10 protein-coding genes are annotated in these 12,835 nt (G+C 62.0%); 5 read left to right on the top strand and 5 right to left on the bottom strand.

Annotation, left to right across the window (positions count from 1 at the left end; all coding sequences use genetic code 11):
- Positions 1–22 precede the first annotated feature (22 nt).
- The 3 genes from VGG47_RS14150 to VGG47_RS14140 all read right to left on the bottom strand — a co-directional run bounded on the left by VGG47_RS14150 (position 23) and on the right by VGG47_RS14140 (position 4,204).
- Positions 23–1,915 (bottom strand): TRAP transporter large permease subunit, encoded by a 1,893-nt coding sequence (locus tag VGG47_RS14150; protein WP_331539666.1) that lies wholly within the window; start codon positions 1,913–1,915, stop codon positions 23–25.
- 8 nt (positions 1,916–1,923) lie between these two features.
- Positions 1,924–2,967 (bottom strand): TRAP transporter substrate-binding protein, encoded by a 1,044-nt coding sequence (locus tag VGG47_RS14145; protein WP_331539664.1) that lies wholly within the window; start codon positions 2,965–2,967, stop codon positions 1,924–1,926.
- Positions 2,968–3,256: 289 nt separating this feature from the next.
- The gene (locus VGG47_RS14140) at positions 3,257–4,204 is read right to left on the bottom strand and encodes a LysR family transcriptional regulator (RefSeq protein WP_331539662.1); all 948 of its coding nucleotides are present in this window, start codon (positions 4,202–4,204) and stop codon (positions 3,257–3,259) included.
- A 181-nt stretch (positions 4,205–4,385) separates the two neighbouring features.
- Between VGG47_RS14140 and VGG47_RS14135 the strand changes: the two genes are divergently transcribed.
- The 5 genes from VGG47_RS14135 to VGG47_RS14115 all read left to right on the top strand — a co-directional run bounded on the left by VGG47_RS14135 (position 4,386) and on the right by VGG47_RS14115 (position 10,448).
- Entirely contained in the window at positions 4,386–5,543 is a 1,158-nt protein-coding gene (locus VGG47_RS14135) for an acyl-CoA dehydrogenase family protein (RefSeq protein ID WP_331539716.1), read from the top strand.
- Entirely contained in the window at positions 5,543–6,703 is a 1,161-nt protein-coding gene (locus VGG47_RS14130; RefSeq protein WP_331539660.1) for a CaiB/BaiF CoA transferase family protein, read from the top strand. Before VGG47_RS14135 ends, VGG47_RS14130 begins: the two co-directional genes overlap by 1 nt.
- The gene (locus VGG47_RS14125; RefSeq protein WP_331539658.1) at positions 6,700–7,566 is read left to right on the top strand and encodes an FAS1-like dehydratase domain-containing protein; all 867 of its coding nucleotides are present in this window, start codon (positions 6,700–6,702) and stop codon (positions 7,564–7,566) included. Before VGG47_RS14130 ends, VGG47_RS14125 begins: the two co-directional genes overlap by 4 nt.
- Before the next feature lie 28 nt (positions 7,567–7,594).
- Complete coding sequence (locus tag VGG47_RS14120; RefSeq protein ID WP_331539656.1) at positions 7,595–8,953, top strand: MmgE/PrpD family protein; 1,359 nt, start codon at positions 7,595–7,597, stop codon at positions 8,951–8,953.
- Positions 8,954–9,071: 118 nt separating this feature from the next.
- Positions 9,072–10,448, top strand: a complete 1,377-nt coding sequence (locus VGG47_RS14115; RefSeq protein ID WP_331539654.1) for an MFS transporter — start codon at positions 9,072–9,074, stop codon at positions 10,446–10,448.
- A 129-nt stretch (positions 10,449–10,577) separates the two neighbouring features.
- Here VGG47_RS14115 and VGG47_RS14110 read toward each other — a convergent pair whose 3' ends face one another.
- Both VGG47_RS14110 and adh read right to left on the bottom strand, forming a co-directional pair.
- On the bottom strand, positions 10,578–10,946 hold the full coding sequence (locus VGG47_RS14110) for a DUF779 domain-containing protein (RefSeq protein WP_331539652.1): 369 nt from the start codon (positions 10,944–10,946) through the stop codon (positions 10,578–10,580).
- A 13-nt stretch (positions 10,947–10,959) separates the two neighbouring features.
- Positions 10,960–12,492 (bottom strand): aldehyde dehydrogenase, encoded by a 1,533-nt coding sequence (gene adh / locus VGG47_RS14105; protein ID WP_331539650.1) that lies wholly within the window; start codon positions 12,490–12,492, stop codon positions 10,960–10,962.
- Positions 12,493–12,835 lie beyond the last annotated feature (343 nt).

Below are 12,835 nucleotides of genomic sequence, written 5' to 3'. Positions count from 1 at the left end.
TTTTCAAAAAGCGGCCGCTTCCTCAATGCGAGCCGAACAACGCCGGTACGCCCAGCGTGATGGCTGGCACGAAGGCAATCAGCAGGACAGCGCACACGAGCACAACCGCGTAGGGCGCCATGGCTCGGGCTGCGGATTCAAGATCACTGCCGGCGACGGAAGCGGAGACGTAGAAGCCGACGCCGACAGGGGGGATAAAAGCGCCGACCCCCATGGCAAGGATCAGGACGATACCATACTGCACCGCGTCGATTCCCATGCCGGTCGCAATCGGCAGGAGCAGCGGCGCCAGAATGATCAGCGCGGGCAAACCCTCAAGCAGCGAGCCGATGACAATCAATAACAGGACGGACCCTGCCATGAAGATCAGCCGGCTCTGATGCGGACCGCTGAGAAGCGCGATCAGCTCCTGGGGGAGGTTTGCCGCGGTCAGCACCCAGGCGAAGGACGACGCCGAGGCGAGGACGAAGAGGACCATGCCAGCCACGCTCCCGCATTCGACCGCGAGATTGAGCATCTGACGCGGCGACAAGGCGCGGTAGACCAGCGCGGACAGGGCGACGCCATAGACCACCGCGAGCGATGACGCTTCCGTCGGCGTCGCGATGCCCCCTTTGATGCTGGCGACCATCGCAACCGGCATGATCAGTGGCAGGATCGCGCCCGGCGCAGCCTTCAGGCGTTGCCCAGGTGATGTCCGCACGTCCCGTTCGGGCCCACGTCGGGCGATGACATAGATCAGCGCCATCAGACAGAGCGCGATCACTGCGGCAGGGATCAGGCCGGCGATGAAGAGCGCGCCTATCGAAATCGGCGTGACTGAGCCCAGCACAAGCATGGCTATGCTTGGTGGGATCGTCTCACTCATGGCGGCCGCGGCGGCGAGCACGGCCGCCCCGTCCGCCTCGCGATAGCCCTGGCGTTTGAGCTCGCCACGAACGACCGGCCCCACCGCCGCCACATCGGCGACCTTGGATCCTGAAACACCGGCAACCAGATAGATCGTGACAACGATGACCTGCAGCAGGCCGCCGCGCATACCCCCGACCAGCGCCATCGCGAAACGCACGAGGCGCAGGCTGATCCCGCCGCGCTCCATGATCAACCCGGCGAAAATGAAAAACGGCAAGGCGAGCAATACGAAGTTTCCGGTGCCGTCCACCATCGACTGCGGCACGGCGACCAGCGGCGCCATGTCGACGAGATCGAGATAGCTCATGCCCGCGAGCAGCATTCCGAAGCTGACCGGCATGCCGAGCAGGATCGCGGTGATGAAGATCAGGATCATGCCGGCCAGAGACGGGTTCGGGTTATTCGCAAAGACCGCCGTGTCGCCATAGACATAAGCGACAGCGGCGAGAAGACTAACGGCGGCGCCCACGCGCAGGACCGCCCACGGCGGATACGCCATGAGCAGTCGCTCGAGCGCGAAAATCGCGATCAGGCCCATACCGATTGTGATCGGTAGCGCGATCCAGCCGACGCTGATCTGCAGGATCGGCGTCAGGTCAGGCCAACTCGTCTCCAACAGCCCGACCGATTGCCAAGCGATGGCAACCGTGACGGTGAAGACGAGCCATTCGATCGCTATCGCAATGGTGCGTCTTGCTCCGGGCGTGACCCGATCGGTAATGAGCCGGATCGAAGTGTGGTGAGCGCCACGATAGGCGGTTGCGCCGCCAATGAAGGTGATGATGGACAAAGCGAGGCGCGAAGCTTCATCGCTCCAAAGCACCGAACTGCTGAACAGGCTGCGTTCGGTGATCGTGAACAACACCACCAGGAGCTCTATGATCAGCCCGGCAGCAGCGATCAATTGCGCGATCAGACAGAGCACGGCGGCCACGCGCGAGACCATGAGCGCGACGGGCCCCGCATCGCGGGCCGTCGGCAGGGATGCCGCCGCGCCTGACATCGCCGGTATCAGCCCGCGCCGATCTGGCTCCGGATTTCTCGTACCAGATCCTCCCCGACGATCGGGTCATACGCCGTGTAGACGGGCTGCAAAGCCTTCGCATAAGCGGCCTGATCGACATTCACGACGGTGCCACCCTTGTTTTTCACGAGCGCGATCGCGTCTTGCGTGCTCTGCTGCACGGTCGTGCGCCAGACCGGCGAAATCCCCAGCGCGGCCTCACGGATCGCGGTCTGATAGGAGGCCTCGAGGCGGTCGAGGGAGCGTTTGCCCGCCAGAATGGCACCAGCGTTGTAAACGAAATTTGTGAGGCTCACATGCCGCGCGACTTCATAGAATTTTCCGGCAACCAGCGAGATCATCGGCAGCTCGACCGCGTCCACGGCATGCTCCGAGAGGGCAAGGTAGGTCTCCGAGAGATCGATCACGACGGGAGTCGCGTGCAGCGTCTTATATGTCGCAGCGTAGATCGCGCCGGGCTGGACGCGGATCTTGGTCCCGACAATATCCGCAGGTTCAGGGACGGATTTCGTGACATGGGTGACAGACCGCCAGCCCCAGTCTCCCCAGCTGAGCCCATAGATGCCCCTGGCCGGGAAGAGCGAAAACAGCTTCGTCCCGACGGGACCGTCGAGCACGGCCTCGGCCTCCGCGCTGGTCCGGAAGATATAGGGCAGATCGAGCACCGCGACCTGCGGGTAGATCGTCTCGATGTAGCCGGTCGTCGTGCAGACGAGATCCGTGATTCCCGTCTGAATGCCCGTCAGGCCATTGTTCTGGCTACCAAGCTCTCCGGCGCCATAGACCTTGATCTCGACCGCGCCGTTGGTGCGGCGCAGGACGTCAGCAGAGAACTGGTTCAATACGGGATAAACCGGATGTGCCCTGACATCCGACATCGTCATTTTCAACACATGCGCCGGCACGTCGCCTAAGGCGTGGCGGAGGACGAAAGGTGCGGCAAGGACACCACCAGCGGTTACGGTAGCCGCGCGGATAAAATGCCGACGCGTCGGATCGCGCAACTCACGGCCAATACCCTTGTGATCCATCCAATTCCTCCTGATTTGTTCTTGTTATGGTGCAGGTGAATAATGCCGATCCGGTCGCGCGTTGTACGCGTCATGATGGCCCCGGTCTTCGCCATTGTTATTTGGTTTTGGTAAGAAGATAGACACATGAACGTCCTGCGCCTGTCAAGCAAGAAGTCCGCGGGTTGCAGACAGCAAGCGGCCGCTTTTTGAAAAAAGCGGCGCAAAAATTTTTACTATGCTGGGCCATGGGCGTTGTCGGCGACACACCCCATGGCCCAGAGTAATAAAGTTTTTTGCTACCCTTGCTCTAGAACCGGAGATCGTCACGATCCGTCCAGACCGCGTCCCAGGCTCCGGTGTGCACCATGTCCCTCAAAATCGTCCAACTGAGCTGCCCCACCGCTCGGGCAGCGGCAGATAACGGGCGGTCGGTCCGATACCCGAGGAAGATGCGACGAACCAGCGTGGGCCCCGAAATGCTCCAGGAGCGGAAAGTGCCGTCGCGGACCTCCTGGTCAATCGCCATCGCCGGCAGGAGGCCGAAGGCAAGCCCCCGTACCGCAAGACGCTTGATCTGGCGGTATGAATCGATCTCGATCGCGGGGGCGACGTGTCTGCCGATCGAAAGGGCTCCGGCATCGATCAGGTTGCGCAGGCCGTGCGATGGGCTGGGCACGATCAGCGGCAACCCGAGTGCGGTCTCCAGAGACACCTCCGCCCCGCTCGGCGCGCCCTCCATGCCCGGCCTGCCGAAAAGCCTGATCTCCTCGGTCAGCGCCTGGTGCATCGCGAGTCCCTTCTCGTCCGCCACATTGTAAAGCATGGCGATATCCACCGTACCCTCGCGCAGCCAGCCAAGCACAAAGCCGCTCATCGCTTCGGCGATCCGGATGCGAACCTCAGGATACTGCCGGCGTGCGGTCTCGATCAGCGGCACCCCGAGCTGCTCGCTAACCGTGCCCGGCATGCCAAACCGCACCTCGCCGCTCGGCTGTGCCTCACGGCCGCGTACATGATCATGCAGCGCTGCAAGCTGCGCATCGATGAGTCGGGCGCGATCAAGCAGGCGAAGCCCCTCCTCGGTCGGCGCCACGCCACGTGCGCCGCGATGGAGCAGCGGCACGCCGAGCTCCGCCTCCATCGCCAGCACATGCTGGGACAGCGCCGGCTGTGCAACGTGCAATTGCTCTGCCGCGCGCGAAAAGGAGCGTGCTTCGACGATGGCCATGAAATAGCGAAGTTGGCGGATATCCATGCTTCACCTATCGGAGCTAGACAATAAAACAATAGCTCATAGAATAATTATCTATTTTTCAACTACAAAGCCATAAACGATAAATACCCCAAGCAATCACCAATACCGCGTTTTCGTAAGCTATCTGCAGCGCGGGGCAGCTATAAAGCCGAGGAAGAAAATATTGGCCAACGCCGAGACAATGCTCAACGAGGATCCGCACGTCGCAATTCGCGAGGAAGTACGCAAGCTTTGCACGGGCTTCCCCGGCGCCTATTGGCGCGCGCTCGATCGCGAGGGCGCCTACCCGGCCGAATTCGTCCAGGCGCTCGCCGAAGGCGGCTGGCTCGCTGCTCTCATCCCGGAGGAATATGGCGGCTCCGGGCTCGGGCTTTCGGCCACCGCGGCGATCCTCGAGGAGGTCCACCATGCGGGTTGCAATGGCGCGGCTTGCCACGCTCAAATGTACATCATGGGCGCCCTGCTGCGGCACGGGAACGCGGCGCAGAAAGGCCGCTATTTGCCGAAAATTGCGAGCGGCGAACTTCGCCTCCAGGCCTTCGGCGTGACGGAGCCGAGCAGCGGGACGGATACAACGGCACTGAAAACCACCGCACGCCTCGAGGGTGATCACTACGTGATCAACGGCCAGAAGATCTGGACCTCACGCGCCGAATACTCAGACCTGATGCTGCTGCTGGCGCGCACCACGCCGCGGGAGCAGGTGCAGAAACGCACCGACGGATTGTCCGTTTTCCTGCTCGACATGCGAGACGCGAAACAGGCCGGGCTCACGATCCGGCCGATCCGCACGATGATGAACCACGCGACGACCGAGGTCTTTTTCGACAATGTCCGCGTGCCTGCGGACCATCTGATCGGCGAGGAAGGCAAAGGTTTTCGCTATATCCTCTCGGGCATGAACGCCGAGCGCATCCTGATCGGCGCCGAATGCATCGGCGATGCGAAATGGTTCATCGACAAGGCCACGGCTTATGCGAACGAGCGCGTGGTGTTCGGGCGTCCCATCGGCCAGAACCAGGGCATCCAGTTCCCGCTCGCGAAGGCTTACGCCCGGATGCGGGCGGCCGAACTGATGGTTCAGCGGGCGGCCGAACTGTTCGAGGCGGGGCAGAATTGCGGTGCCGAGGCGAACATGGCGAAGATGCTCGCCGCCGAGGCTTCCTGGGAGGCGGCGGAAGCCTGCGTGCAGACCCATGGCGGCTTCGGCTTTGCAGAGGAATATGACGTGGAGCGTAAATTCCGCGAGACGCGCCTCTACCAGGTGGCGCCGATTTCGACGAATCTCATCCTCAGCTACCTTGCCGAGCACGTGCTTGGCATGCCCCGGTCCTATTGATGGCGAACGAACCACTTGCAGGCCTGATCGTCGTCACCGTTGAGCAGGCCGTCGCCGCCCCCTTTTGCACAGCGCGGCTTGCCGATGCCGGTGCGCGGGTGATCAAGATCGAGCGGCCGGAAGGAGATTTCGCGCGCTTTTATGATGACGCCACGCCGGCCGGCAGCTCCTATTTCGTGTGGCTCAATCGCGGCAAGGAATCCCTGGTGCTCGATCTGCGCGAAGAGGTGGCACGCCGGCACCTCGGCGCCCTCATCGCACATGCGGACATTCTGGTGCAGAACCTCAAGCCGGGCGCAATGGCGCGGCTCGGCTTTCCCATCGAACAGCTGCGGCAGGAGCACCCGGCACTTGTCTGCTGCTCGATCAGCGGCTACGGCGAGGAGGGCCCCCTCGCCGCCCGCAAGGCCTACGACCTGCTGATCCAGGCGGAATCAGGTCTGGCCTCCATCACCGGCGGCCCTGGCGAGCCGGCGCGCGTGGGCATATCGCTGGTCGACATCGCGACGGGGGCGACCGCCCATGCCGCGATCCTCGAAGCCCTGATCGTGCGCGGGCGGACCGGCCAGGGCGCCGATATCCGGGTGTCAATGTTCGACGTCATGGCAGACTGGCTCACCGTGCCGCTCCTCAATACCGAAGCCGGCAAGCCGCCACAGCGTGTCGGTCTCGCCCATCCCTCGATCGCGCCCTACGGCGTCTTCGCCACGGCGGATGGACGGCGCGTGCTCATCTCGATTCAGAGCGAGCGCGAATGGCGCGTCTTCTGCAAGGACGTGCTCGGCGCCGCCGGCATGCCGGAGGACCCGCGCTTCGCCTCCAACGTCGCGCGGGTGCAGCATCGCGCGGAGACTGACGCAGCGGTCGCCGCCGTGTTCGGCATCCTGTCGGCGGACATGCTGATCGCGCGCTTGATGAAAGCCGATATCGCCTTCGCCGAGTTGAACGACATGGCGGCCCTTTCCCATCATCCGCATCTGCGCCGGATCCAAGTGCAGACGGACGCCGGCCCGGTATCCTTTCCGGCGCCTGCGGCGATCCAAATCGGCGAGCCGCGCAGCTATCGGCCGGTACCCGCCATCGGCGAGCATACCAAAGACGTGCTTGCGGAATTCGCTTCCAACTCTTCCGCTCGCCGCGACGAACAGAAAGACCCATGACCGATACGCCGAAACTCGATGTCGATCTGCTGCAAAGCTGGATCGGACGAAGCGAAACCGCACGCGACGTGGTCTCGCTACGCCTCGCCCAGGAGTTCCACGCAACTTTCGACCATGACGGCGAAGCCCCGGTGGAGGGAGAGGCCGCCCCGCTCGCCATACATTGGTGCCTCGCCCCGGCGATCGCGAAGACATGCCTGTTGGGGCCGGACGGGCATCCGGCACGCGGCGGCTTCCTGCCGCCCGTCCCGCTGCCGCGCCGGATGTGGGCGGGCGGTAGGCTTCACTTCGAGGATCGGCTGCACGTCGGCGACGTGGTGGAACGGCGCTCGCGCATCGCGGATGTGGTGGTGAAGGAAGGCCGCACCGGCGTGCTCTGCTTCGTCGCGGTGGATCACGAGATTTCCACGGAGCGCGGACTTGCGATCACGGAGCGGCACGACATCGTCTATCGTGCGCTCGGCCCAAAGGGAGATGTGCCTGGAGCAAGAGCGGTGCCGCTGCCGGCTCCGCCCGCGGACGCGACATGGCACCACGACACAAAGGCAAGCCCGACTTTGCTGTTTCGCTACTCCGCGCTCACCTTTAACGGCCATCGGATCCATTACGACCGCAGCTACGTGACAGAGGAAGAAGGCTATCCGGGCTTGGTCGTCCACGGCCCGCTGCAGGCGACGCTGCTGCTGGAATACGCCGCCTCCCTCCGCAAAAGCGCGCCGCGCGGCTTCACGTTCCGCGGCCTTCATCCGCTGTTTGATTTCATGCCGTTCCGGCTCTGCGCGAAGGAAACAGATTCGGGGCTCGCTCTGTGGATCCAGAACGGAGAGGGCACGCGTACCATGGAGGCGGAAGCGCGCTGGTGATCGCTGAGGAAACGGAAGGCAAAATGTCATGACAATAACGGATCGGCTCTCGAACTTCGTAGCCACGCTCTCCGCCGACGCGATTCCGGCGGAGGTAACGGCGCGGGCACGGATGCTCGTGCTCGACTGTGTCGGCAATATCGTGCGGGCGCGCCACGATTCGGAAAGCACGCCCGCCTTGCTGGCGGCCGTGAAAGCCATCGGGCTCGATAAGGGCGAGGCGCGCGTCTTCGGCGATCCGGAAGGCTATGCGCCAGCCGGTGCCGTGCTGCTCAACGCGACCCTGGCGCATTCCCTGGATTTTGACGACACCCATGCCGCCGCCATCGTGCATGCCGCGGCTCCCATCGTGCCGGCTGCGTTGGGGGCCGCGGGGATCGTCGGCGCATCCGGCGCAGACACGCTCGTTGGCATCGTCGCGGGATACGAGGCGGCACTCCGCATCGCCCGCGCCCTCCCGCCTGGCGCCCATTATGAGCGCGGTTTCCACCCCTCCGCGACCTGCGGTGCGTTCGGCGCTGCCGCCGCCGCGGCGCGCGTGCTCGGCCTTGATGCCGCCGCCACGGCATCCGCCTTCGGCATTGCGCTCAGCCAAGCCGCCGGTAGCCTGCAATTCCTCGCGAATGGCGCGTGGACGAAGCGGTTCCAGGTCGGATGGGCAGGCATGGCCGGCTTCGTCGCCGCCATGCTGGCACGTGAAGGGTTCAAGGGCGCGGCGGAGCCGATAGAAGGCAAGCATGGTTTCCTGCGCGCCTACGCGCCCGCGCCCGAACCCGACCGCGTCGTGCAGGATCTCGGCACCGTTTGGGAACTGATGCTCACCGGCGTAAAGCCCTATCCGTCCTGCCGCTGGGGCCATGCGGGCATCGATGCAGCACTGGCGCTCCGCGAAGCGCATGGGCTGCGCCCGGAAGACATCGACTCCGTTACGCTCGGAATTTCGCATGCCGGAATGCTGCTCGTGGGCGAGCCTCCTGAAAAGAAGCTGAACCCCGCCAATATCGTCGATGCCCAATTCAGCGGCCCCTTCGTGATCGCCACGGCACTGGCGACCGGCAAGATGGGATGGGACAGCTATCAGGGCCTCTACGATCCGGAGATCCGCACGCTGATGCAGAAGATCGCTTGCGAGAACGATCCCGAGATCGAGGCAGAATTCCCCGCCAACATGTCCGGCAAGCTTACGGTGAAGGCTGGCCAGGAAATCTATACGAAGACAGTGATCGTGCCGAAAGGCGAGCCCGCGAATTTCCTTAACGAAGCCGAATTGCGCGCCAAGTTCGCAGGCCTTGCCGGTGGCGTGCTGGGGCCAGACGGTGCGGCCAGACTCGCCGACACGGTGCTGGCACTCGACCGCCTGAACCGCGCGACGTCCCTCTTCGAATAAAGCGGGGTCGGACCAGCCTAATTACGAGCTAGCCTTTACGCGTTCGGCCGGCTGCCCCTCCGGGCGACGCAACAAAAAAACAAATAAATAAACAAATCAAACGACCTGGAAACGTACCATGAAAATAGATGCATCGCGGGACGATCTCGAAAAGGATCTCATTGCCCGCCTCGACCGATTGCCCGTCTGGCCCTACCCGAGCGCCGTGCTGTGGGTCGTCGGCATCGGCTATCTGATTGCCTTCTTCGACATCACCAACGTCGCCTTCGGGCTTCCGGTGTTCAGCAAGGTCCTGCATTTCAGCCAAGGCCAGGCAGCACTACCGATCACGGCGAGCCTCGTCGGCTACGTGATCGGCTCCTGGCTGAACAGCAATTTCTCCGATGCCATCGGCCGCAAGGGCGGCATCATGACGGCAACGTTGTTGTTCAGCTGCGGCTGTATCGTCACCACCTTCGCCTTTAACCTGGAATCGATGGTGATCGGCCGCTTCGTCACCGGCATGGGGATCGGCGCCGAGATCGCGGTGATCTCCGCCTATATCGGCGAGATGGCGCCGGCCGCCGTGCGCGGCCGCTACACGGCGCTCGCCAATGTGTTCGCGATGATCGGCCAGGGCGTCGTGCCCGTAGTGGCGCTCGGCCTTGTGCCCAACTTCGCCTGGGGATGGCGCGCGATGTTTCTGATCGGCGCATTCGGCGGCCTCACTCTGCTGGCATTCCCCTGGATTCCGGAATCACCCCGCTGGCTGCTCAGCAAGCGTCGGCACGTCGATGCCGCCGCCGTGGTCGCAGCGGCTGAGAAACGCGTGCGGGCACGCATCGGCGATACGCTGCCGCCCCCGATCGAGGTGGCCGCAGAAGTCCACGCGCAAGGCTTCCCGACCGCGGCATTGTTTCGCCCGCCTTTCCGCGGCCGCGTGCTGCTGCTCTTCGCCCTGTGGTTTGTCTGGTATATCGGCACCTATACATGGCTTGGCCTCGGCCCCACCTTCTTCGTCGCCCGTGGCTACACGCTCACACACAGTATCCTCTTCCTGCTGACGAGCTCGATTGGCTATCCGGCCGGCTCGCTGATCGCAACCGCGATCGGTGACACGTTCGAGCGCAAGCACACGATCCTCGCCGGCATGATCCTGTGGACCGCTTGCTTCATCGGTATCGGGATCGCCAGCTCGCCGCTGCTGATCTATGTCTCGGTCTTTCTGCTCGCGGGATCGCTCGGCTTCTTCCTGCCCCTCATGTACACGTTGACGGCGGAAAGCTTCCCAACCCGCGCACGCGCTACCGGCGTGTCGCTTACAGACGGGGCCGGGCATCTCGGAGGAGCCCTAGGTCCGATCATAGCGCTCGCGGTCTATTCCTGGGGCGGGATCTCCTCTGGCTTCACCACCGTGTTCCTGTTTATGGCCGTCACGGGATTTCTAACCGCCGTGCTATTGCCTTTCACCATCACGGCAACACGTAGGTCTCTGGAAACGGTTAGTAAGGGTTAAGGCTACTTTTTGTGAACAAAAAGTAGCAAAAAAACTTTCTTAGTTTGGGCCATGGGCGCTGTCTCCGACACCGCCCATGGCCCAGCATAGCCAAAAGTTTTTGCGCCGCTTTTTTCAAAAAGCGGCCGCTTACGTTGTTCCATTCAGCGCCGCCAATTCGTCTTCACAAAACACCCTTGATCGCGTCAGAAAACGCAGGCCTGTTCCGTTCTCTAACGAAAACATCCCGCCCATCCCGGTTACGACGTCGATGATCAATTGAGTATTCCGCCAGTACGCGAATTGCGAAGGATTCATAAAGAACGCCGCGCCGCCAATCTCACCGAGCCGAACATCATCCGGTCCGACGACAAAGTCGTCCGCGGCAAAGCACATGGGTGAAGAGCCGTCACAACATCCTCCCGATTGATGGAAGAGGACTTGACCATGCCCCTGCCGCAGCCGCGCGATGAGCGCCAGTGCCGCCTCCGTCGCCACGACGCGCTCCGGCGGCGCCATCTTTGGTGTCATTTTAAAAAAAGCCGAGCGCGTTCGGGCTATAACTGACCAAAAGATTTTTGGTTTGCTGGTAGTGGTCCAACATCATCTTATGGTTCTCACGCCCGATCCCGGACTGCTTATAGCCGCCAAACGCGGCGTGTGCCGGGTACAGATGATAGCAATTCGTCCAAACCCGCCCCGCCTTGATACCACGGCCCATCCGATAGGCCCGCGCGCCATCCCGACACCACACCCCTGCCCCCAGGCCATAGAGCGTGTCATTCGCCATCTCCAGAGCCTGGGCTTCGTCTTTAAATGTCGCAACGGCGAGAACCGGCCCGAAAATTTCCTCCTGGAACACGCGCATTTTATTTTGTCCCCGGAAGACCGTCGGTTCGACATAAAACCCGTCAGACAGTTCGGCATCCATCGCCGGCCGGCCGCCGCCGATCAGAAGTTCCGCACCCTCCTGCTTGCCGATATCGATATAAGACTGAATCTTGTGCATCTGTTCGCTGGACGCCTGCGCCCCGATCATCGTGGCGGCATGAAGCGGATTTCCCCGTTTGATGGCTTTGACGCGCTGTAGAACGCGCTCCATGAAACGATCGTAAATGCTCTCCTGAATCAACGCGCGCGACGGGCACGTGCAGACTTCTCCCTGGTTCAAGGCGAACAGAAGCAGCCCTTCGACCGCTTTATCAAGGAACTCATCATCTTCATTCATCACATCGGCGAAGAAAACATTGGGCGACTTTCCCCCCAGTTCGAGCGTCACGGGAATCAGGTTGTGGCTTGCATATTGCATGATCAGCCTTCCCGTCGTGGTCTCGCCGGTAAAGGCAATTTTGGCGATTCTATTGGAAGACGCCAGGGGCTTTCCCGCTTCCAGACCGAACCCGTTGACGAGGTTCAGAACGCCCGGAGGAAGCAAATCACCAATGAGCTCAGCCAGAACCATGATGCTGATCGGCGTCTGTTCCGCTGGCTTCAGAACGACAGCGTTCCCCGCGGCGAGCGCTGGCGCCAGCTTCCAAATCGCCATCAATATCGGAAAATTCCACGGGATGATCTGCCCCACGACACCGAGCGGCTCATGAAAATGATAGGCAATGGTCGTCTCGTCGATCTCTGAAAGCGTACCTTCCTGCGCCCGCGCACAGGCCGCAAAATAGCGCAGATGATCTATGGCGAGAGGAATGTCCGCCAGCGTGGTCTCGCGAATGGGCTTGCCGTTGTCGACCGTCTCGACATAGGCGAGCAGATCCAGATTCTGCTCCATGATGTCGGCCATGCGGTTGAGGATCAGGGCGCGTTCCGCCACACTCCGTTTCCCCCAAGCTCCGGCGGCGCCGTGAGCCGCATCAAGCGCCAGCTGAATATCGGCTTCGGTCGACCGCGCGGCCTGGCTAAAAACATGGCCCGTGATCGGCGATACATTATCAAAATACTGACCACCGACCGGGGCAGTGAATTTGCCGTTGATAAAATTGTCGTAGCGCGGCTTGAACGAAAATCCCGTAACCGCGCCGCCGGAAATGGGAGCAATGGCTGCATCGAGCATGGCGATTCCCTCACATTTTAATTTATGATTGCCACCCGTTTAGCATTTGCGCGGGTATTTCACAACATAGAAGGCATCTTCTGTGCTCAGGGCTGGTCAAGCACAGCGAGCTAAAGCGCGAAGAGGAAGACTTCTTTTTGTGAACCAAAAGAAGCAAAAAAACTTTGCTACTAACTGGACGGGCAAATAGGTATCATAATAAGACGTGGGCTGCTATCACATAGGCATGCCCATCGATCGTGATTTCCGCAAACTCCCTGCATCGACACAGGCCGAACTGCGACGCGTCGCCGTGAACATGGTACTCTCTGGTGCTAGCCGGATCGAAGTCGCTGACGCCGTC

It is taken from the genome of Acidocella sp., assembly GCF_036489515.1.
Classification (GTDB): Bacteria; Pseudomonadota; Alphaproteobacteria; order Acetobacterales; family Acetobacteraceae; genus Acidocella.
Note: the sequence above shows the minus strand (reverse complement) of the source record. Positions and strands in the feature narration are given on the sequence as shown.